Source organism: Flavobacterium sp. 83, from assembly GCF_000744835.1.
Taxonomy (GTDB): Bacteria; Bacteroidota; Bacteroidia; order Flavobacteriales; family Flavobacteriaceae; genus Flavobacterium.
Window position 1 is genome coordinate 2,135,658 of the sequence record NZ_JQMS01000001.1, and the last position, 23,474, is coordinate 2,159,131.

At 33.1% G+C, this 23,474-nt stretch carries 17 protein-coding genes; 13 read left to right on the forward strand and 4 right to left on the reverse strand.

From position 1 onward, the window contains the following. Positions 1–2: 2 nt before the first annotated feature. A complete protein-coding gene (uvrA, locus tag T410_RS09410) occupies positions 3–2,786 on the reverse strand; it encodes an excinuclease ABC subunit UvrA (RefSeq protein WP_035670916.1) in 2,784 nt (927 codons plus the stop codon). 210 nt (positions 2,787–2,996) lie between these two features. Here uvrA and T410_RS09415 point away from each other — a divergent pair, with 210 nt between their 5' ends. The 9 genes from T410_RS09415 to T410_RS17070 all read left to right on the forward strand — a co-directional run bounded on the left by T410_RS09415 (position 2,997) and on the right by T410_RS17070 (position 18,146). Then, the gene (locus tag T410_RS09415) at positions 2,997–5,798 is read left to right on the forward strand and encodes a triple tyrosine motif-containing protein (protein WP_035670919.1); all 2,802 of its coding nucleotides are present in this window, start codon (positions 2,997–2,999) and stop codon (positions 5,796–5,798) included. Positions 5,799–6,035: 237 nt separating this feature from the next. Beyond that, complete coding sequence (locus T410_RS09420) at positions 6,036–9,080, forward strand: TonB-dependent receptor (RefSeq protein ID WP_035670921.1); 3,045 nt, start codon at positions 6,036–6,038, stop codon at positions 9,078–9,080. A gap of 11 nt (positions 9,081–9,091) precedes the next feature. Beyond that, positions 9,092–10,570 carry a RagB/SusD family nutrient uptake outer membrane protein gene (locus T410_RS09425; RefSeq protein ID WP_035670923.1) on the forward strand — a complete coding sequence of 493 codons (1,479 nt, stop codon included), beginning with the start codon at positions 9,092–9,094 and terminating at the stop codon, positions 10,568–10,570. Positions 10,571–10,581: 11 nt separating this feature from the next. Continuing rightward, entirely contained in the window at positions 10,582–12,207 is a 1,626-nt protein-coding gene (locus T410_RS09430) for a hypothetical protein (RefSeq protein ID WP_035670927.1), read from the forward strand. An 11-nt stretch (positions 12,208–12,218) separates the two neighbouring features. Beyond that, positions 12,219–13,853, forward strand: a complete 1,635-nt coding sequence (locus tag T410_RS09435) for a family 16 glycosylhydrolase (RefSeq protein ID WP_035670930.1) — start codon at positions 12,219–12,221, stop codon at positions 13,851–13,853. A gap of 84 nt (positions 13,854–13,937) precedes the next feature. Then, on the forward strand, positions 13,938–16,238 hold the full coding sequence (gene bglX / locus T410_RS09440) for a beta-glucosidase BglX (protein ID WP_035670933.1): 2,301 nt from the start codon (positions 13,938–13,940) through the stop codon (positions 16,236–16,238). Positions 16,239–16,244: 6 nt separating this feature from the next. Further along, positions 16,245–17,000, forward strand: a complete 756-nt coding sequence (locus tag T410_RS09445) for a family 16 glycosylhydrolase (RefSeq protein WP_035670936.1) — start codon at positions 16,245–16,247, stop codon at positions 16,998–17,000. A gap of 367 nt (positions 17,001–17,367) precedes the next feature. Next, entirely contained in the window at positions 17,368–17,952 is a 585-nt protein-coding gene (locus T410_RS09450; protein WP_035670938.1) for an RNA polymerase sigma factor, read from the forward strand. Positions 17,953–18,002: 50 nt separating this feature from the next. After that, complete coding sequence (locus T410_RS17070) at positions 18,003–18,146, forward strand: hypothetical protein (RefSeq protein ID WP_193743738.1); 144 nt, start codon at positions 18,003–18,005, stop codon at positions 18,144–18,146. Between the two features lie 108 nt (positions 18,147–18,254). On the opposite strand, the gene nth is transcribed toward T410_RS17070, so the two are convergent. Beyond that, complete coding sequence (gene nth / locus T410_RS09455; RefSeq protein ID WP_035670941.1) at positions 18,255–18,920, reverse strand: endonuclease III; 666 nt, start codon at positions 18,918–18,920, stop codon at positions 18,255–18,257. An 88-nt stretch (positions 18,921–19,008) separates the two neighbouring features. On the opposite strand from nth, the gene bcp reads away from it, so the two are divergent. Further along, entirely contained in the window at positions 19,009–19,461 is a 453-nt protein-coding gene (gene bcp / locus T410_RS09460) for a thioredoxin-dependent thiol peroxidase (protein ID WP_035670943.1), read from the forward strand. 91 nt (positions 19,462–19,552) lie between these two features. Here the strand turns inward: bcp and T410_RS09465 are convergent, their stop codons facing one another. Next, on the reverse strand, positions 19,553–21,016 hold the full coding sequence (locus T410_RS09465; protein WP_035670945.1) for a TonB-dependent receptor: 1,464 nt from the start codon (positions 21,014–21,016) through the stop codon (positions 19,553–19,555). A gap of 95 nt (positions 21,017–21,111) precedes the next feature. On the opposite strand from T410_RS09465, the gene T410_RS09470 reads away from it, so the two are divergent. From T410_RS09470 to T410_RS09480, 3 genes are read left to right on the forward strand one after another with little or no spacing between them, the layout of a single operon-like run. Continuing rightward, entirely contained in the window at positions 21,112–21,876 is a 765-nt protein-coding gene (locus tag T410_RS09470) for an MBL fold metallo-hydrolase (RefSeq protein ID WP_035670947.1), read from the forward strand. A gap of 12 nt (positions 21,877–21,888) precedes the next feature. Then, positions 21,889–22,389, forward strand: a complete 501-nt coding sequence (locus tag T410_RS09475; RefSeq protein WP_035670950.1) for a hypothetical protein — start codon at positions 21,889–21,891, stop codon at positions 22,387–22,389. Continuing rightward, positions 22,389–22,823: a hypothetical protein gene (locus tag T410_RS09480; protein WP_035670952.1), complete on the forward strand. Its 435-nt coding sequence runs from the start codon at positions 22,389–22,391 to the stop codon at positions 22,821–22,823. The genes T410_RS09475 and T410_RS09480 overlap by 1 nt, the downstream gene beginning before the upstream one ends. A 2-nt stretch (positions 22,824–22,825) precedes the next feature. Here T410_RS09480 and T410_RS09485 read toward each other — a convergent pair whose 3' ends face one another. Continuing rightward, positions 22,826–23,473, reverse strand: a complete 648-nt coding sequence (locus T410_RS09485) for an alpha/beta hydrolase (protein ID WP_035670954.1) — start codon at positions 23,471–23,473, stop codon at positions 22,826–22,828. Position 23,474 lies beyond the last annotated feature (1 nt).

Sequence of the window (23,474 nt, forward strand, 5' to 3'; positions counted from 1 at the left end):
TTTTATAATTTTTCCTTTAGGTATATTCCAGTAATTGATTTTTTTAATTTTACAATTTCTTCGGGCGTTCCTACAGCTAATAACTGGCCTCCGTTTTCTCCTCCTTCAGGTCCTAAGTCAATAATCCAGTCCGCACATTTTATAAGATCAAGATTATGTTCAATTACAATAATTGAATGGCCTTTTTCTATCAAAGCATCAAATGAAGTCATTAGTTTCTTAATGTCATGAAAATGCAATCCCGTTGTAGGTTCGTCAAAAACAAAAAGAGCTTTGTCCTTTGTAGCTCCTTTTACTAAAAATGAAGCTAGTTTTATACGTTGTGCCTCGCCGCCGGAAAGAGTAGAAGACGATTGTCCTAATTGTACATATCCCAAACCAACATCTTGTAAAGGTTGTAGTTTTTGAGTAATTTTAGCTTGTTTATTAGCTATGAAAAACGCAATTGCATCATCAATAGTCATAGTAAGGATATCGTTTATATTTTTACCCTCAAAAGCAACTTCTAAGACTTCTTTCTTAAATCGTTTTCCGCTACAGGTTTCACAAGGCAACTGTACATCAGCCATAAAAACCATTTCTACATTAATAGAACCTTCTCCTTTACAGGTTTCACACCTTCCTCCATCAACATTGAAAGAAAAATGTTTAGCTTGATAGCCTCTTATTTTTGATAATTTTTCCTTGGCATATAATTCCCTGATGTCGTCGTAAGCCTTTATATAAGTTACTGGATTAGAACGGGAACTCCTTCCAATTGGGTTTTGATCTACGTATTCAATATGTTTGATTTGGGAAAAGGAACCCGTCATTTCCGTAAATTGACCCGCTTTTTCGCCTGTATTTTCGAGTTTTTTTTGCATAGCAGGAAACAAAATTTTCTTTACAAGCGTACTTTTTCCACTTCCTGAAACTCCCGTTATTACTGTCAAGACGTCCAAAGGAAAAGTGACATCAATATTTTGCAGATTGTTTTCTCTAGCACCTTTTATTTCTATAAAATTCTTGAAAGGTCTTCGTTTTTTAGGAACGGAAATTTCTAAATCTCCATTGAGGTATTTTGCTGTAAGTGAAGTCGATTTTAGGATTTCATCATAAGTACCCTGAGCGACTAAATTCCCACCTAAAGTTCCTGCCTCAGGACCAATATCTATAATCATATCAGCTGCTTTCATAATGTCTTCATCATGTTCGACCACAATTACAGTATTGCCTAAATCTCGTAACGATAATAATACTTTTATCAATCGTTCCGTATCTTTTGGGTGTAAACCAATACTGGGTTCGTCCAAGATATACATGGAACCAACTAAGCTGCTTCCTAATGAGGTTGCTAAATTGATACGTTGCGATTCACCACCGGAAAGTGTTGCTGAATTTCTATTTAAAGTAAGATAATCCAATCCAACTTCGGTTAAAAACGATAATCTATTATTGATTTCCAATAATAGTCGTTTTGCAATTTGTATTTCATAAACATCTAAGTCAATACTTTCAAAAAAAGTAACCAAATGTTTAATAGGTAAATCAACTAAATCCGAAACGGTTTTGTTATTAATTTTTACGTAAGAAGCTTCTATTCGCAAGCGTTTTCCTTTACAAGAATGACATTTAGTTTTTCCGCGGTAACGAGAAAGCATCACACGGTTTTGAATTTTATAATTTTTTTCTTCTAATTCTTTAAAGAAATCATTCAAACCTTGGAAATAGTTGTTTCCATTCCAAATTAATTCTTTTTGATCTTCTGATAACTGATAAAAAGGTTTGTGAATAGGAAAATCAAATTTATAAGCATTATTTACTAATTCATCTCGAAACCAGCTCATACTATCACCTCTCCATGGGAAAATTGCATTCTCAAATACCGATAAAGTGGTGTTAGGAACTACTAATTCGGCATCAATTCCTATTATATTACCATAACCTTCGCATACAGGACAAGCCCCATAAGGATTATTAAAACTGAATAAATGAACATTTGGTTCCAAGAAGGTGATCCCATCGAGTTCAAAATTATTGGAATAAGAATATCTTTTATCTGAATTTAATTCTTGCAAATGACAAATTCCTTTTCCTTCAAAAAAGGCAGTCTGTACCGCATCGGCAAGGCGATTATAGAACTCTTCTTCCTCTTTTACTACAATTCGGTCAATTATTAAAAAGATTTCTTTTTTATCTAGTGATTCCGGTAAGTCGTCTAAACGAACCATTTCATTATTAACTAAGATTCTGGCAAATCCTTGTTGTAAAAGCACTTTTAATTTGTCTTCTAGTTTCCTGCCTTCTTCTAATTGAATAGGAGCGAGAAGTAACCATTTGCTGTCAATGTCAAAACTTTTTACATCGGTAACCACATCAGTAACCGTATTTTTCTTGACTTCTCGTCCAGAAACCGGAGAATATGTTCTACCGATTCTAGCAAAAAGTAATTTTATATAATCGTAAATTTCTGTTGAAGTTCCTACTGTAGAACGGGCATTTGTTGTGTTTACTTTTTGTTCAATAGCAATTGCAGGCGCGATTCCTTTTATATATTCTACTTTTGGTTTGTCTAAACGGCCAAGAAACTGACGCGCATACGAGGATAAACTTTCTACATAACGGCGTTGCCCTTCGGCATATAAAGTATCAAATGCTAAACTTGATTTTCCAGAACCCGAAAGCCCGGTAATCACAACTAATTTATTTCGAGGAATCGCAACATCTACATTTTTCAAGTTATGTACTTGTGCGCCTTTGATAATAATATTTTTCTTAGGATCTAATTTAGAAAGGTCAACTTGCATAAAAACAATTAATTTTCACAAAAGTAATCAATTTTCATCGGAGAAATGGGGTTGAACAAATCACAAATTTAAGTTAGTAAAAATGAGTTTGAATTTGAAAAGTAAGCACATAATATTGTTTTTTATGATTGTATAGTTAAAATATTTTATTTTGATAAAAATTTTATCTTTTTAGTTCTAGTTTTACAATGAATTAATACCATTTTCCAAATGAGAAGCAAATTTTGTATTGTAGTCTTTTTGATATGTTCCTCTGTTTTTTCACAAGAGTTACCTCCAATTGTAAAATATGCGCCAACTAGTTATGGAGCAGGGAATCAAAATTGGATGATATCACAAGACCAACAACATTATGTTTTCTTTGCTAATAATGAAGGACTTTTAGAGTTCAATGGATCTTATTGGGAATTGTATCCATCACCAAACGAAACCATATTACGTTCCGTAAAAGTTATTGGAAATAAAGTCTACACAGGTAGTTATATGGAATTTGGTTTTTGGAACAGGCTGGCCAATGGCAAGCTAAAATATACTTCCCTTAGTAATACTATAAAAAAATATATTTTAGATGATGAACAGTTTTGGAACATATTAAATTACGATCAATGGGTGATTTTTCAATCATTGGACAGAATATATATATATGATACCAAAACAAGGAATTTTAAAATAATTGCACCTAATAATAAAATTACCAAATCTTTCAGAACCAAAAACTCGATATATTTTCAAACTATTAACGAAGGTCTTTTTGAAATTGAAAGTGGAAAAGCCCGATTGGTTTCTAATAATCCAATTTTAAAAAGTAATAGAATTGTCAATGTCTTTGGTACCGATGAAGGGCTACTAATTCAAACGCAATTGAATGGTTTCTATAAACTAATAGAAACAAATCTCTCTAAGTTCTCAACTGATGCTGATTTGGAGATGATGGCTAATAGTGTTTACAGCAGTCAATTACTTTCTGATGGAAGCTTCGCTATTGGTACAGTATCCAATGGTATTTATATATTGACAAAAGAAGGTAAAATGAAGTATCATATTTCTCAAAATAAAGGATTGAGTAATAATACTGCTTTATCTCTTTTTGAAGATGCAGATAAAAATCTATGGGTAGGTCTGGATAACGGTATTAATTGTATAAATCTTCAGTCACCTATTAAAAACTATGTTGATGATACCGGCATTTTAGGAACAGTATATACTTCTAAATTGTTTAATGGAAAAGTATATATTGGAACAAACCAAGGATTGTTTTATAAAGATTATCAAAGCGACGAAGGGTTTAAATTTATAAATGGTACAAAAGGTCAAGTTTGGTCTTTATTTGAATACGAAGGGACGTTGTTTTGTGGTCATGATTCAGGGACATTTGTTATAGAAAATGTTACTGCAAGAAATATATTTCCAAAATCAGGCACTTGGAAATTTGAAACTGTCCCTAACAGGAAAGACCTTTTGCTTCAAGGAAATTATTCTGGAATTTCAGTATTAGAAAAGGTTAATAATCAGTGGCGTTTTAGAAATAAAATAACTGGGTTTGATTATTCTGCAAGATATTTTGAAATTACTAATTCATTTGAGGTATATGTGAGTCATGAATACAAAGGGGTTTTTAGATTACTATTGGATGATAAATTGATGAAAACTGAGCCTTTTACTACGTATGAACAGCCAAAAAAAGGGAAAAACGCCAGCTTAACAAAATTTAATAATACGATTTACTATGCCTGTAAAGACGGTATTTTCAAGTTGAATAATAAAACAAAACAATTTGTAAAGGATAGTTTGTTGAGTTCAGTTTTTGAAAAAGATGAATATACATCAGGTAAATTGATAGTTGATAATTCGAATAAAATATGGTTGTTTTCTAAAAATTATATTCATTATTTCTCATTAAGCAAATTGAGTAACCAACTAAAACAAAACGTAATTCCTATTCCTGCTTCTTTGACTAATTCCATGTCGGGATTTGAAAATATAACTCAAATCTCAAATTCTGATTATCTTATTGGAACGACTGATGGGTATTATACCATGAATATTAATGATTTGAGTTTTAAAAATTATAAGGTTTCTATCTCAAATATTGCAATAAATAAGTTGAATGAAAGTTCTCAAGATACTTCTATTCAGGAAGCAGGAACTTTTAAATATGATCAAAATAATATAACATTCAATTATACGGTTCCAGAATTTAATAAATACATTAATGCTGAATATCAGTATTTGTTGGAAGGATTTCAAGATGATTGGAGTGAATGGAGTGCAAAGACAACTGTAAATTTTAAAAACTTACCTCCAGGAGATTATGTGTTTAAAGTGAGGTCTAAATTTTCAAATTCAGTTCTGGAAAATACTGCCACTTATTCCTTTTCGATACTAAAACCTTGGTATGAAACAAATTTGGCTATTTTGATATATATAATTTTGAGTCTTGTTTTAGCACGATTTATACACAAAACCTATAAAGATTATTACCAAAAACAAAAAGAAAAACTCATTGAGGAAAATAATCTTTTATTGGAAATTAAAGAGCTCGAAAATGAGCAAGAGATAATGAGAGTAAGGAACGAGCAGCTTTCTCAGGATGTGGATACTAAAAGCAGAGAATTAGCTGTTTCTACAATGAGTTTAAATAGTAAAAATGAATTGTTAGCCTTTATCAAAGAGGATTTAAAGAAAACTACTGATGATGGAAACCGAAATATTAAATCAGTTATATCTACCATTAATAAAAACATTACTGAGGATGATACTTGGAGTGTTTTTAAGGAAGCTTTTGATAACGCAGATAAAGACTTTCTAAAGAAAATAAAAATAGCGCATCCTTTATTGACTCCAAACGACTTGAGACTTTGTGCTTATTTGAGGCTGAATCTTTCTTCAAAAGAAGTAGCTCCATTATTGAATATTTCAGTACGTAGTGTTGAAATAAAAAGATATCGTTTGCGTAAAAAGATGGATTTGTCGCATGAACAAGGTCTTGTTGAGTATATTTTGGCTGTATAGTTTTTCATAAACCATAAGAGAATAACTATACATTGCCACAACATTTACGTTTTCGTTACTTTTTTTTATAATTTAAAGGAAATACGATACTCTTAATTTTATCCTAAATTCTTGCCTTTTTTTAACTATTATAAAATTAACACGCTTTTTTTTGCAGTGTATGTTTTTTGTTGAGGTTACTTTTAATTTATTATTACTTCTTACTTCTAAATTTATATTTCACAAAAAACATAAATTATGAAGTCAAACTATCTATTAATTATTTTTCTTTTTCTCTCGGCTTTTGCTCATGCCCAGGGGTATGATGTAGGAGGTGTTGTAAAAGAAGCAGGTTCTGGTTTACCAATACCTAGTGTTAATATTCAAATTAAGAATACTACTAAAGGAACAGCAACAGATATGGATGGTAAATTTTCCCTAAAAGGAATTTCATCTGGATCGACGCTAGTTTTTTCTTATTTAGGATTTAAAAATTTTGAATATAAAGTTACATCAAGTACTACAAATATTACAATCTCATTGCAAGCAGATTCTAAAGTTTTAGATGAAGTTGTTGTAATAGGTTATGGTAGTCAAAAGAAAAGAGAAGTTACTGGTGCTGTTTCAGTTGTTGACAGTAAAACGTTAGAAATTCTGAAACCTGTAAAAATTGAACAAGCTTTACAAGGAACCGTTTCTGGAGTAAATGTAACAACAACTTCAGGAGCTCCTGGTGCAGCATTAGACATACGTATTAGAGGTATTGCTACAAATGGTGAAAATAGACCAACCACTATTATAGATGGATATGTTGGTGAATTGAGTTTGTTAAATCCTAATGATGTAGAATCGATTACTGTCTTAAAAGACGCTCAAGCTGCTATTTATGGAACTATTGGTGCTAATGGCGTTATTTTAATCACTACTAAATCAGGGAAAAAGAATGCTAAAGCTAAAATATCGATAAATTCGTATACTGGATTTCAGGAAACTTCCAGAACTCTACCAACATTGAATGCAACCGAATATGCTTTATTATTAAATGAAAGTTATGCTAATGGCGGAAAAGCACTTCCTTACCCCAATGCAACAGGTTTTGGAAAAGGGACGAATTGGCAGAATGAAGTTTTCAGTACAGGAGTTCCTATTATTAGCCATGATATGTCAATTTCTGGTGGTTCAGACAAAGTTACTTATGCAGTAAGTGGGTCTCATTTAGATCAAGAAGGAATTGTAGGTCAAAGTAAATCAGGTTTTTTAAGAAATACGGCCAGAATATCTTTAGGAGCGGACGTAACTGATAAATTGAAATTAAAAACAAATGTTATCTATACTTATTTTGATAGAAAATCTTTGAACGAGAATGGCTTAGCTTCAGTTCTTTTTAATGCACTGAATATTCCTTCAACTCTTAGTCCTTATGATGCTAATGGGGATTTTACCTTAGCTCCTACTACAGGTTTAGGGATAGAAATTATCAATCCATTGGCTCAGATTGCAAATACTTACAACGATTATAATTTCAAAAAATTAAATGGAAATTTTGGTTTAGAGTATAAACTTTTTAAAGGATTTGTAGTTTCCAGTAACATGGGATTCAATACTTCTAACAGTAAATCAAGAAGTTTTGCTAAACAAGTTAATTATGGTGGAAAAGTATTTGATGTAGCAAGAAGTTCTGTTTCTCAAGGAGCTGTAAATGACAATAATTATTCATTTGACGTTTTTGGAACCTACACTAAAAAAATTGCTGAAAACCACAATTTTGTGGCAACTATTGGTAATACAATTTTCAAAGAATGGGGCAATGGTTTGTTTGCAACGGGATATGATGTGCCAAATAACTCTTGGGATTATGCTGATATTTCCTTGACAACGGGAATATTAAATGTTAAAACGAATAGTTCTTATGGTTATGATGAAAGAAGACTTTCCTACTTCGGAAGAATGCAATATGATTACAAAGGGAAATATCTTTTCTCTGCAATGTTAAGACGTGATGCTTCAACAAAATTTGGTCCAGGGAATAAAGTAGGTTATTTTCCGTCTTTTACTGCAGGTTGGGTGCTTTCTGACGAAGGTTTCTATGGAGATTCAAAATTTATAAATTTCTTAAAATTGAGAGGAAGTTATGGGACTTTGGGTAACGATCAAATTCCTAACAACGGCTATGTTGGTTTATTATCCGGAGAAGCAACCTATGTTTTTAATGGGGTTTTAGTCAATGGGACTGCCACAGGACAAATTCCTAATCCAGATTTGAAATGGGAAGAGGCAAAGAAATTTGATGTTGGTTTAGACATGAAATTATTAAATAATAAACTTTCAATCGTAACCGATTATTTTATTGACACTAGAAAAGATTTATTAATCCCGAATATTCCAGTTTCAGGAATCAATGGAACTTCTGCTCCTGGAGCAAGTGCTCCAACAGTTAACGCGGGGACGGTAAGGAACTCTGGAGTTGAATTTTCAATAGACTACAAAGAAAAAATATCTGAATATTTCTCTATGAGTGTAGGGTATAATGTAACTCTTTTGAAAAATAAAGTGTTAGAAGTAAACAACGGAACAGGATTTATTGAAGGAGGATCTTTTGGCGTAGGCCAACTAGCGCCATCAAGAATGGAAGTAGGGCAACCAATAGGTTATTTTTATGGATATAAAACAGATGGAATTTTTCAAAATCAAACAGAAGTTGATGCACATCCTTCTCAAATAGCCTTGGGCGCAAATGCTTCACCAGGTGATATACGTTACGTTGATGTAAATGGAGACGGAGTAATTGATGTAAAAGACAGAACTAATATTGGTGATCCAATTCCAAATGCTACAATGGGTTTCAACTTACAATTAAATTATAAAAACCTCGATTTTTCTGCATACACATTTGCATCTGTTGGAAATGATATGGTAAGAAATTATGAAAGAGATGTTACTGATGCAAATCATTTTAGATATGTTTTAGACAGATGGACCGGAGCAGGAACTAGTAATTCAGTTCCAAGAGTTACGACAAGTTCAACGGCAAATACTGTTTTCTCTAATTACTTTGTTGAAGATGCCTCCTATTTAAGAATACAGAATATACAATTAGGATATACACTGAATTCAAAATATTCTGAAAAAGCAGGAATAACTAAATTAAGACTATACACGGGAGTAAATAACTTGTACACTTTCACAAAATATAAAGGGTATGATCCGGGAGCTTCAAACGGAGCGCCAATTGGTGGTGGAATCGATTATGGTTTTTACCCTATCCCAAGAACCTATTTGTTAGGTTTAAACATTAATTTTTAATTTGAATTAAAATGAAAAAGTACATATTTATTACACTAGCAAGCATCACAATTTTTTCTACAGTATTTATTTCCTGTACGGATGAATTTGTTAATCGCGATCCAGTTTATTCTATCGATTCTGAGAATTATTTTAATTCTAAAACTGATTATGACAATGCGCTAATTGCAGCTTATGATATGTTGCAATCCACTTTTATCAATTCTTTGATGGGAGAAATTGCCTCTGATAATACACTTGCGGGAGGAGGAAATGCAACTGATGTTATAGGATATCAGCAAATTGACGATATGATTCATACTCCGGTCAATGCCCAACTTAAAAATTTATGGGATTGGATGTTTGCAGGAGTTCAAAGAGCTAATTATGTTCTTGAATTTAAAGATAAAATAGATTTTGAAGGCAAAAGCCAAGTTATTGCTGAAGCTCGTTTTCTTAGAGCGTATTACCAGTTTGAATTGGTAAAATGGTTTGGTGGAATTCCAATGAAAGGAGATGCCCGATTCAAACTTGGAGAGGAAAAAACAATTCCACGCTCTTCAGTTGCTGATGTATATGCTTCAATCGAAGCAGATTTAATTTATGCATCTCAGAATTTAGCTCCAGTTGCTTCACAAAAAGGGAGAGCTACTAAGGGGGCTGCTTTAGCATTACTTGGGAAAGCCTATTTGTACCAAAACAAATTTGCACAAGCAGCAACTACTTTTGAAAGTTTGATTTCAACCTCTTCTTATTCATTAGTAACAGACTATAATTCAATTTTTGAAGATGCTGGAGAAAACGGAGCAGAATCTGTTTTTGAAGTGCAATATACAGATGTTGAAGGTGCTGGTTTTGGATGTTTCCAATGTAGTGAAGGTAATATCGCTATAGGTTTCAATGGACCAAGAGATTACACAGGAACCTTATTTACATCAGGTTTTAGCTTTAACGTTCCTACTCAAAAAATTGTAAATGCTTTTGAAGCAGGAGATAATAGAAAAGCAGTGGCGATTTTGGATATTGAAGCTTGGGCTGCAAGTACAGGAGCAACATTTAGCAAAGGGAACGAGCATACCGGATATTATAATAGAAAATATATTCCAAGAATACGAAATGCAAATGCTCAAGGGGACAGAAATTTGACTAATCCTAATAATTATAGAGCCATACGTTATGCTGATGTTCTTTTGATGGCTGCCGAAGCTTATAACCGAGGAAAAATTGACGATGCAAAGGCAAGAGGTTATTTAAATCAGGTACGCGATAGAGCATTTGGAGATCAAAACCACAGAATAACTTCATCTGGAGATGCATTAACTGATTTTATATGGGCCGAAAGAAGGATAGAATTAGTTGGCGAAGGTCATCGTTTCTTCGATTTAGTGAGAATTGGAAAAGCAGCACAAGAAATTGAAGGATTTAAAGTTGGAAAAAATGAATTATTCCCTATTCCAATCGAAGAAATTCAATTCTCAAACGGAAATTGGCAACAAAACCCTGGATATTAAAAAACAGTATTATGAAAAAATTAAAATTAATAATAAGTCTTTTTGCTTTAACAATCCTTTTGGGGTGTTCTAGCGACAGTAATGAAGTCAATTTGGATGCAGTAGGTGCACCAACAAATATTTCAGCTTTGACTACAGTGACACAAAATAATTCAGGAAATGTAACTTTTTTGCCACGAGGTGAGGGAGTTACTCGATATGAAATTTATTTTGGAGATGCTACCGTTGCACCGGCCTATGTTAATCCTGGAGAAACTACCACACATAAATATGCCGAAGGAGTTTACCAAGCAAAAATAATAGGAACTACAATCAATGGAAAGCGAACCGAAGTTGTTCAGGAGGTTGTAGTTTCTTTCAGATCACCTGAAAATTTAGTCGTTTTAATAGAAAACGACTTAGTAACTTCAAAAAAAGTGAATGTTAAAGCTACAGCAGATTTTGCATTGTTTTATGATGTGTATTTTGGTGAACCTGGTAAAACAGATCCTATAGCAGTCAACAATGGAGAGTCAATATCTTATGTTTATAAAGATGCCGGTACATACACCATACGAATAGTATCCAAAAGTGCTGCCATCAAAACGACTCAGTATACGGTAGATTTTAAAGTTACGGCTATTAATAAACCAACTGCATCTGCGCCAGAACCGGCAAATAGAATAGCATCAGATGTGATTTCTATTTACAGTGCCAAATACAGTAATGTAGCAGGAACAAATTATTTTCCAGATTGGGGGCAAGGAGGTCAAGGCAGTAGCTGGGCTGAAGCTGATATAAATGGAGATAAAATGTTGCAATACATTAAATTGAGCTACCAAGGAATTCAGTTGGCTGATGGTGTTACAATCAATGTTTCTGGTATGAAGTACCTTCATATGGATGTTTGGACTGCAGATGTAGCAAAAATTGAAACTTCTCTGATTAGTAAATCAAATGGTGAAAAACCAGTTACCAAAGACCTTACTGCTAATCAATGGACGAGTATTGATATACCAATTTCAGCATTTACAAGTCAAGGATTGACAGTTGCTGATATCTTCCAATTAAAATTTGTAGGGACGCCTTGGGCTGCAGGCACAGTATTTATTGATAATATTTATTTTTATAAAGACCCGACGCAATCAACTGTATTACCATTAGATTTTGAATCTAGTTTGTTAACATATCCTTGGATTGGTTTTGGAGATGCAAATTATGCAGGAATTCCGGCAGCTGTAGTTAATAATCCTAAAAAAACAGGAATTAATTTATCGAACAAGGCTGTTGAAATTACAAAAACGGCAGGCGCTCAGGTTTGGGCAGGTGCCAGTCTAAATTTAGATAGCGCGATTGACTTTTCAAAAGGTACAAAAGTATCTGTAAATGTCTGGTCGCCTAAAGTGGGTTCGAAAATATTATTGAAAATTGAAAATTCTAAATCACCAAAAGACGGTAATGGAAATCCAACTGTTTTTGTCGAAGTTCAGGCGCTAACAACAGTTGCTAATGCTTGGCAAACATTGACATTTGATCTTACTACTTATGGAGTATTCAGTACAAGTATTCCTTACGATAGGGTAATTCTTTTTCCTGATTTTGGAGTTAACGGTACTGGTGATACCTATTACTTTGATGACATTAAACAATCCAATTAAAAAAACTGAAAATGAAAAAAATAATAATAAATATAGTATCCATTTTTGTCCTTCTTTTGATGGTAAATTGTCAGGAAGATAATTTCTCTTTTGGTACAATAGATACGCCATCAAATCTTAAGGTTACTGCCGAAATTTTAGGTAAAACAGCCCTTGCTCCAAACGGAGATGGATCTGGGAAAATAAAATTTACTACTGTTGCAGATAATGCTATTTCGTACAAATATGTTTTTAGTGATGGAACTTCAACAAATGCTCCTAGCGGAAATTTTGTAAAAACATTTACTAAGCCGGGTGTCAACACTTACACAGTAACAGTTTTGGCTTCTGGTAAAGCCGGTATTACCTCTAACACTACTCTTGAAGTGACTGTTTTTAGTAGTTTTAAAGATGAGGAAGCTGTAAAGTTTTTAACGGGAGGAACTTCTAAAAAATGGTATTGGGCACAAACAGAAAAAGGACATTTAGGAGTTGGTCCAAATGTTCCGTGGTCTGATCCTGTTTTTGGAACAAAAAATTATTACCCAGATTTTTATGCAGCAGCTCCTAATGAAAAATCAGCTACATGCTTATACAATAGTGTTATGACTTTTTCTTTGGCAGGAGACCAATTAAAATTTAATTTAGACAACCAAGGCTCTACATTTTACAATGGTGCCATTAAAGGTGGTGATGATGCCTGTTATGACTTAAATACAGCAGGTGATAAAATTGCTACGCTAAGTCCTTCAGAGTCTTTTGTGACTATGAATCCAGATCATCTTACTCAAACCAGAGGTACAATGATAAATATTACTGATGGTGGTTTTATGGGCTATTTTGTGGGAGCTAGTTCTTATGAAATCTTATCAATTACTGAGAATCGTATGGTAGTAAGAGCAGTAATGCCTGGAAATACGTTTTTAGCGTGGTATCATGTATTTACGACTACTCCTCCAGGAGGAACAACAACTCCGGCTGTAGACTATACTGTTTTGAAATGGTCTGACGAGTTTGATGTTGATGGTGCACCAGATTCTGCTAAATGGGCCTATGACCTTGGTGCCGGTGGTTGGGGAAATAGTGAAGAGCAAACGTATACCAATGTAGCAGAGAATGTAATTGTCCAAGGTGGAAATTTAAAAATAACGGCTAAAAAAGTAGGGTCAGGTTTTACTTCTACAAGATTGAAATCTGAAAATAAATTTGAATTTACATACGGTAAAATTGAAGTTAGAGCTAAATTACCTGCTGGAGCAGGAACATGGCCGGCTATTTGGATGTTGGGTCAGGATTACGCAACAAATTCATGGCCAGGTTGCGGAGAAATAGACATAATGGAACAAAAAGGAAATCAGCCTAATGTTATTTATGGAACGCTTCATTATCCTGGGCATTCTGGAGGCAGTGCAGATGGAAAGACTACAACAATTACAAACTCTGCTACGGAGTTTCATGTGTACAAAGCCATTTGGAGTCCTGCCTCAGTTAATATTTATGTAGATGACAAACTGTTTCATACGGTATTAAATACGAGTTCTTTGCCTTTTAATAAAGATTTTTTCTTAATTTTAAACGTTGCAATGGGTGGAACTTTTGGAGGTGCCATTGACTCTGCCTTTACACAATCTTCTATGGAGATTGATTATGTGAGAGTATATCAATAAATTAATTATAAATTGTGAAAACAAGAAGGTCAGTTCTTTTACTGGCCTTCGTGTTTTTTAATAATTTAATAAAAAATCAAACTAATGAAGAATACGTTTGTATATACATCGTTTGCAATTATAACCATTACTATTTTTAGTTGTAGTAAAAAAATTAACCAACCCTTAAGTGCTTTTTCTAAAGAAAATGTTTTGGAAAGAAGAGCTGATTCCGTTTTGAAGCTAATGACTTTAGCTGAAAAAGTAGGACAGCTTAACCAATACAATGGGTTTTGGGATATTACTGGACCATCTCCAAAAGAAGGTCAAGCAGCAAAAAAATATGATGACCTCAAAAAGGGATTAGTGGGTTCTATGCTTAATGTAAAGGGGGTTAAAGATGTAAAAGCGTTGCAAAAAATCGCTGTTGAAGGAACCCGATTGGGAATTCCTTTGCTTTTTGGTTTTGATGTCATTCATGGCTATAAAACCATCAGTCCAATTCCATTAGCAGAATCTGCAAGTTGGGACATGGAAGCGATTAGAAAATCCGCCGCAATTGCAGCCGAGGAAGCTGCCGCAGTTGGGTTAAATTGGACTTTTGCACCCATGGTTGATATTGCTCGCGATGCCCGTTGGGGAAGAGTTATGGAGGGTGCAGGTGAAGATCCATATTTAGGAAGTAAAATTGCAGTAGCCCGTGTAAAAGGTTTTCAAGGCGATGATTTAGCCGCTACTAATACTATTTTGGCTTGTGCCAAACATTTCGCAGGTTATGCTTTTGCGGAAGCAGGAAGAGATTACAATACAGTCGACGTGAGTGAAACTACTTTACAGAATACTATTTTTCCACCTTTTAAGGCAGCTGTTGATGCCGGAGTGCGGACTTTTATGAATTCCTTTAATGAATTGAATGGAATTCCCGCAACTGGAAGCCCTTATTTGCAAAGACAAATATTAAAAGGCGACTGGAAATTTGATGGTTTTGTTGTTTCGGACTGGGGTTCTATAAACGAAATGATTTCACACGGTTACGCTAAAGACAGCAAACAAGCAGCTGAAATAGCAATCAATGCTGGATCAGACATGGATATGGAATCCAGTGCTTATGTAGAGCATTTGGTTACATTGGTTAAGGAAGGAAAAGTAAAAGAAATTGTTATTGATGATGCTGCAAAAAGAATTTTGAAAGTAAAATTTGAGTTGGGGTTATTTGATAATCCATATAAATATTGTGATGAATCCCGCGAGAAAGAAACTGTTGGAAAAGCTGAATTCCAACAAGGTGTTTTGGATATGGCAAAAAAATCAATTGTCTTGCTAAAAAATGAAAAGGAATTACTTCCACTTAAAAAAACAGGGCAAAAAATCGCGTTAATTGGCGCATTAGCTAATGATAAAACTAGTCCATTAGGAAGTTGGAGAATAGCGGCCGACGATAATTCTGCCGTTTCAGTTCTGGAAGGATTGCAAAAGTATAAAGGAAACCAATTGACTTATGCAAAGGGAGCAGATGTAGCAGTAGGTAGAACACAATTTATTTGGAAGACTAAAATCAACATGACGGACAAGAGTGGTTTTGCAGAAGCAATTGCCGTTGCAAAAAAAGCCGATGTAGTGGTGATGGTACTTGGTGAACACGGATTACAATCCGGAGAAGGCAGGAGTAGAGCTGATTTAGGTTTGCCTGGTGTACAACAGGAATTATTAGAAGCTATTTATACTGTTAATCCTAATATTGTTTTGGTTTTAAATAATGGTCGTCCGTTAGCAATTCCATGGGCTGATGAAAATATTCCGGCTATTGTAGAAGCTTGGCAATTAGGAACGCAAAGCGGTAATGCCATTGCACAAGTTTTGTACGGAGATTATAATCCAAGCGGGAAATTACCAATGACTTTTCCTAGAAATGTGGGACAGGTTCCTATTTATTACAATTATAAAAATACGGGAAGACCAGTTATGAATGAACCAGAAAGTGTTTTTTGGTCACATTACATTGATGAAAAAAATACACCATTATATCCATTTGGTTACGGATTGAGTTACTCAAAATTCGAATATTCTGATTTGAAATTAAGCAATAGTTCTTTTTCGAAAAACGGAAAAATTGAAGTTTCAATTAAAGTAAAAAATGCAGGAAAGGTTTCAGGGAAAGAAGTGGTTCAATTGTATATTCGTGATTTAATTGGAAGTATAACGCGCCCGATTAAAGAACTTAAAGGCTTTGAAATGATAGAATTGCAGCCTAATGAAATTAAAGAAGTTACTTTTACGATTGATGAGAAAACAATTGAATTCTTTACTGCCAAATTAAAATGGGAGGCTGAACCAGGAGATTTTAATGTATTTGTAGGCGGAAGTTCCGCAAAAACTATTCAGAGTAATTTTCAATATTCTAATTAAATCAAAATGAAGAAAATTTTAATACTATTGTTGATAGGGAATTTTTGTTTAGCACAACAAACAAAAAGGAAACTGGTTTGGGAGGAAAATTTTAACGGGAAGACTTTAAACAAAGAATACTGGAATATTGAAATCGGTGATGGCTGTCCTAATTGTGGTTGGGGAAATAACGAAAGACAACTGTACACGGATAAAAATCATAAATTGGTCAACGGTAAACTGGTTATCACAGCTAAGAAAGAAGGGAATCAATACACTTCAACACGAATAACGACAAAAAGCAAGAAAGAGTTTCAATATGGCCGTTTTGAAGCAAGAGCTAAATTACCGGTTGGTTATGGTATATGGCCAGCTTTTTGGATGTTAGGTTCTAATATTAGTGAAGTTGGTTGGCCTAAAAGTGGTGAAATTGATATCTTAGAATATATCGGCAGGGAACCGCATATGGTTTTTACCACTTTGCATACGCAAGATAGTCATGGAAATAGCATTAATACCAAGAAAACAAAATTTCCGGATATTGAAAAAGGTTTTCATGTGTTTGCGATAGATTGGTCAAAGGATAAAATGGACTTTTATGTAGATGACCTATTAGTTTATACTTTCAATCCGGTCAATAAAGATGAGAATACTTGGCCTTTCAATCAACCGTTTTATTTTATTATTAATATGGCTATTGGAGGGAATTTTGGAGGACCTAAAGTTGATGATACTATTTTTCCGCAAAATTTTGTGGTAGATTATATAAAGGTCTATCAATAAAGTATTTGATTTTTTTTAATACTACTACCAAAAACAATAACGTAATCTGTTTTTTATGGCATAAAATTTCTTGTTAAATGATTATTTTTTAGTCGTATTTTCATATATTTAAATAAAGCTTATTTGAATATTAAGTAATATTTATACTACTTAATTATTAACTCTGTTACTGAAATGTAAAAACTATGTGTATATTTTAACATTTTTATAGTTGTTATGTTAATTTTACTTAACTTAACTTGTTTGTTAAAATAATTATTTGCTAAATTTGAAAAATATAATAATCATAATTAATAATTAGCCTATAGTATAAAACTACTTTTTAAAGAAAAATCTCCATTTTAATTAAAAACTAAAAAGTATAACTATGGCTAATACACAACTTCCAGATGCATTATTGGTTCAGGATTATGTAGCAGGTAATGAAGATGCCTTAGCTTCATTAATCAAAAGACACGAATCGAAAATTTATGGTTTTATATATTCAAAAATCTCTGATAGAGATATTTCGAATGATATTTTTCAAGATACCTTTATTAAGGTAATAAGAACCCTTAAATCAAATTCCTATAATGAAGAAGGAAAGTTTCTGCCATGGGTAATGAGAATTTCTCATAATCTTATTGTGGATCATTATCGAAAAAATAAAAAAATGCCGATGTTCAGAGAAACTGAAGAGTTTTCTATTTTTTCAATAATGTCCGATGACTCTCTTACTATAGAAAATAAACTAATTGCGGAACAAGTCGAAATGGATTTAAAAAAACTTATTGAAGAACTTCCAATTGACCAAAAAGAGGTTTTGGTCATGCGAATGTATCAGGACATGAGTTTTAAAGAAATTTCCGAAGTAACAGGTGTAAGTATAAATACTGCTTTGGGTAGAATGCGTTATGCGTTAATGAATATGAGAAAAGTTATTGATAAACATCAAATTGTTTTGACTAATTAACAATAAAAAGAAACTTGCTTCGTTGTAATATAAAACAAATTTATTACAATATGGCAAAAATTTACTTCAAAAAATCATTAGTTACTAAGAAGATGAAGCCCGAGAAAGAAGTTGTTTCTTTTTTATTGAATTATTCAAAAGCGTTAAGCGTAATAAAAATAGAAGATAAAAATTTCGAAATTATAGCGAATTAAAAGCAGTCTGTATTTAGTATGCAGTGTTAACGTATTAAAAAAAATTAAGTCGGATTTTAGGACTTGAATTATTAAATTGCACTAATTTATTGAAATTAGTGCAATTTTTTATTTAGAAACGGGATGCTTTTTATAATAATCGTCTAAAACTGATTTTCTTCCAATCGTTTTGGTGATTATATCTTTCTCTAAATCCCAACCACGCGCTGGCGAATATTCCCGTCCATACCAAATGATTTCTAAGTGCAGACTATTCCATAATTCCTCTGGAAAAATACGTTTAGCATCTTTTTCCGTTTGAGCTACATTTTTTCCATTAGTCAAATTCCATCGATACATTAATCGATGAATGTGCGTATCAACAGGAAAAGCTGGAACACCAAAAGCCTGAGACATAACCACACTTGCCGTTTTATGTCCTACAGCCGGTAATTCTTCTAAAAATTCAAAACTTTGTGGTACTTCCCCACCGTGTTTATCAATCAGAATATGGGATAAACCATGAATTCCCTTTGATTTCATTGGCGATAAGCCACAAGGACGTATAATTTCCTTTATTTCTTCCACTGACATTTTAATCATATCATACGGATTATCAGCTTTTGCAAAAAGCAATGGCGTAATTTGATTCACGCGAACATCAGTGCATTGTGCCGAAAGCAAAACGGCTATCAGTAAAGTATAAGGATCTTTATGGTCTAACGGAATAGGAATCGTTGGATACAATTCTTTTAACGTATTTATAACAAAAGTTACACGTTCCAGTTTATTCATTATTCATTAAATTTGATTTGTAAAGAAAAACAATTTCAATCTCAATAACAAAATTCAATTTCAATTCAAACAAATAAAAATATAAATAATGACAACACTTAAAAAAGGAGATAAAGCGCCTAATTTTTCTGCTCTTGATCAAGATGGAAAATCACATCAATTAGCTGATTATAAAGGTAAAAAATTAGTTGTTTTCTTTTATCCAAAAGCGAATACACCCGGATGTACCGCTGAGGCCTGTGATTTAAGAGATAATTTTGAACGTTTTAAAGCTAATAATTATGAACTTCTTGGTGTAAGCGCTGATCCGCAAAAAGCTCAAGCAAAGTTCAAGGAGAAATATGATTTCCCTTTCCCCTTATTGGCTGATGAAGATAAATCCGTAATTCAGGCTTTTGGAGTTTGGGGACCTAAAAAATTCATGGGAAAAGAATACGATGGTATTCATAGAACCACATTTGTAATCGACGAAAACGGAATTATTGATGAGGTAATCTCTGATGTAAAAACCAAAGCACATGCTGCGCAGATATTGAAATAAGTTTTTATATTTCAGCGAAAAAGCCAAGAAAGTAATTAAATACTTTACTTGGCTTTTTTCTTTATTACGACTTCAATATGAAATCTGAATATTAGTTATTATTTTCATTTAAAACATTACTTGGGGCATACCCAAAAAGATGATGCTCTTTAATAATTTCTGCAATACCTGAAGGAAGCATGTTTTCCCATCCCGCTTTTCCATGACTGATCATTTTTAGAACTTCACGAGAGAAAACTTCTAGGTTTTCAGGATCATAGTCATTAATGTCAACTACTTTACCGTTAAATTTGAAGAACTTGTATAGCTCTTTCATTCTTGGATGGACTTTTAAAGTATCTGATGTAATAACTTCGCCGTTTTCTCCTATCATTGGATATAAGAATACTTTCATATCGCGATAAAATAATTTTCCAAAAGCTTCCAGGATTCCACCACTTAAATGGCGGTAGTATTTCTCGTCAAATATATCAACCAAGTTATTTACTCCCATGGCTAATCCCATTCTGGCTTTAGTATAATTGGCAAAATATTCAACTACTTTGTAGTATTCCTGGAAATTAGAAATCATTACTGTTTGTCCAAGAGAACAAAGTAATTCAGCTCTGTCCATGAAGTCTCTTTCGTCAATTTCACCATCCGAGCGTAAATTAGACAAAGTGATTTCAAAAATTACAAGCGTATTTTCTTTTTCGACTTTATTTTCTTCAAGGAACATTTTTAATGATTTCTCATACATGTCCATATTAACTTTTGTAACGGGACGAAAACTTCCTCTTAAAGCGAGTATGTTTTTTTTGTAAAGAATAGCAGCAGGAAGTATGTTTTTGCCTTCAGGATCAAACATAACCGCATCAGTCATGCCGTTTTTTACTAATTGTAAACTCATCAAACGATTATCTACATCAGCAAAACGGGGACCAGAAAAATTGATGGTATCTATTTCTAGCTGATCTTTATCTAAGTGGTCATATAAATAGCGTAATAAACGTTTAGGATCATTGTATTTATAATAAGCACCATATATTAAGTTTACACCAAGAATACCGAGGGTTTCTTGTTGTAATCTAGCATCGGTTTCTTTGAATCGAATGTGTAGAATTATTTCGTTGTAAGCTTCGTCTGGTTCAATTTGATATCTAATACCTACCCAGCCATGACCTTTAAATTGTTTGGCAAAATCTATCGTAGCTACAGTATTAGCATAACTAAAAAACATTTTATTAGGATGTTTTTCTCTGCTTAATCGTTCTTCAATTAATTCCCCTTCAAAAGTCAGCATTTTTTTAAGTCGACTTTCTGTTACATAACGTCCATCTCCTTCTATACCGTAAACAGCATCACTGAAATCTTTGTCATAGGCAGACATTGCCTTTGCTATAGTACCAGAAGAGCCTCCAGATCTAAAAAAATGTCTTACAGTTTCTTGACCAGCACCAATTTCTGCGAAGGTTCCGTAAATATTTTCATTTAAATTGATACGGAGTGCTTTATCTTTTATGGAAGGAATTTGCTCGATGACTTTGTCACCTTTTAGTTTTATTTCAGTACCCATTTTATTTTAAATATGGCTAATATGTTACAAAGTTAGTTAAATAGGTTTCTAATGAAAGAGAATTAACCCTATTTTTGTAAAAAAAAATCATAGAGTTGAAGGTATATTTTTTAGGCACCGGCACATCACAAGGAATTCCAATCATTGGGAGTGATCATCCAGTATGCAAAAGCACTGATTTTAAGGATAAAAGACTTCGTGTTTCAGTTTGGCTTTCATGGGAAAATCATTCATACGTAATCGATTGCGGACCTGATTTTAGACAGCAAATGCTTTGTTCAAATTGCCAAAAGGTTGATGGAATCCTATTTACTCACGAACATTCGGATCATACGGCTGGTTTGGATGATATTCGTCCCTTTAATTTTAAGCAAGGTGAGATTCCTATTTATGCGCACCAAAGGGTAATTGATAATCTAAAAAGACGTTTCGATTATGTTTTTGAAACCGTAAACAGATATCCTGGCGCACCTTCAGTAAGAACAATTGAGGTGGTTAATAACCAACCTTTTTCCATTGGCAATAAAATGGCTGTTCCTATAGATGTGATGCATGCAGGACTTCAGGTTTTTGGATATAGAATCGATGATTTTGCCTATTTGACAGATGTGAAAACAATTGAAGAAATCGAAATCGAAAAACTAAAAAATTTAAAAGTGCTAGTTATAAATGCTTTGCGTGAAGAGTCCCATATTGCGCACTTTAATTTACAGGAAGCATTAGATTTTATAACTTTGGTTCAGCCCGAAAAAGCCTATATTACACACATCAGCCATATTCTTGGTTTTCATGAAGAAGTTCAAAAAAGACTCCCGAAAAATGTTTTCCTAGCTTACGATAATCTACAAATTACAATTTAATTAATCTTAAAAATGAAAAAATCATTATTTCTTTACGCTCTTATTCTTGCTATACTTATGAATATTTATACTTATATGTTCTTGAGCAAGGAGGTAACTTTTGAACAGGATCGATATAAAAAAGTAACTACAAAGTTGAAAGATAGCTTGAATTCGCTTAAAAATAAACTAGCGGATGCCAACTATTTTTCTTTAGCAAATAATGAAAATGCACAAAATTATTTTGAGTCTTCTAATTCAGGAAAGATAATTCAATATGAAAAATTAATTCCTGTTGTTACAGAAAAATTATTGGACTATAATTCAAATCCAAAAGGGAATCCTTATGTTGGTCAAGATCAAATTGGTACCAATAAATTTATTATAAATAAAGTCAGAATTCTAAATCACCGATGGATTATTGCTGATTTTAGTGATGGTGAAATTTGGGGTGAAGTATTCTTGAAATATTTTGTGAATGCTGATGATACTATTTCTTTTGAAGTAAATCAATCGCTGTTATATCAGAAATAATGAAGAAAAAGCTATTGATAGTTTTAATTATAGTTATTGTCTCTTCTTGCACAACGCAAATTAATTCCGCTAGAGAAACTAATAAAAACCCAATAATACCTATAGTTGGTGGTGATGTCGATGAGTATGGATGCAAAGCATCTGCAGGATATACTTGGTCAGTATTAAGAAATGAATGTGTTCGAATTTTTGAAATCGGGGCGCGTTTAGATCATTATGGTCAAGATGATAAGCTAGTAACCACATCTTCTTTTGTGATTTTTGAAACCAATAGTGGAAACAAAGCCGAACTGTTTTTAGACACAGAAAGAAAGTCAATTATTTTAGTCCGTAAAAACGAAGGCCAACCATGGGTTAAAGATGATTGGCAATTGATTCCTTGGAAAGGGTATGTTTTGAAAAAAGGAAATGATATTAAATATACAGGAAAATAAATTTAGTTATTTTCTAGCCAATTTTTAAAGTCATAAAAATTTTGCGGCGCTACACCATGTCCTACAGGATATTCTTTATAGGTAGAATTAATGCCTAGTTTTTCCAGAAATGGTTTTGTTTTTCGGGCCCATTCTACAGGGATTACCTGATCAACAGTTCCATGTGAATGAAATATCTTAAGTTTTGTAAAATCGTTTCGTAGATAATTTTCTTCCAAAATAGGTTCGCTAATATAGCCGCTCAATGCAACTACCCTTTGTACTTTATCAGGATGGGATAAGGCGATTGCATAACTTAAAATCGAACCTTGGCTGAAGCCAATTAAGGTCACGTTTTTAGCATCTATTGGATAGGTTTGAATTAATTCATCAATAAATTGAGCAATTAAATTCCTTGAAATCTTTGCCTGTTCGTGATCTGAAAATTTATTTTCATCAGCGTCAAAATTGATGGCATACCAAGCATAAGCACCGTATTGCATACTGTATGGAGCTCTTGCTGAAATAATGTAATATTCATCAGGCAATTCAGTTGCAAACGAAAATAAGTCCTCCTCATTGCTGCCGTAACCATGTAATAAAAGCAAAAGCGGGTTTTTGTCTAATTTTATTTTAGGTTCTCGTATTTTATATTCTAAAGATAAATTCATT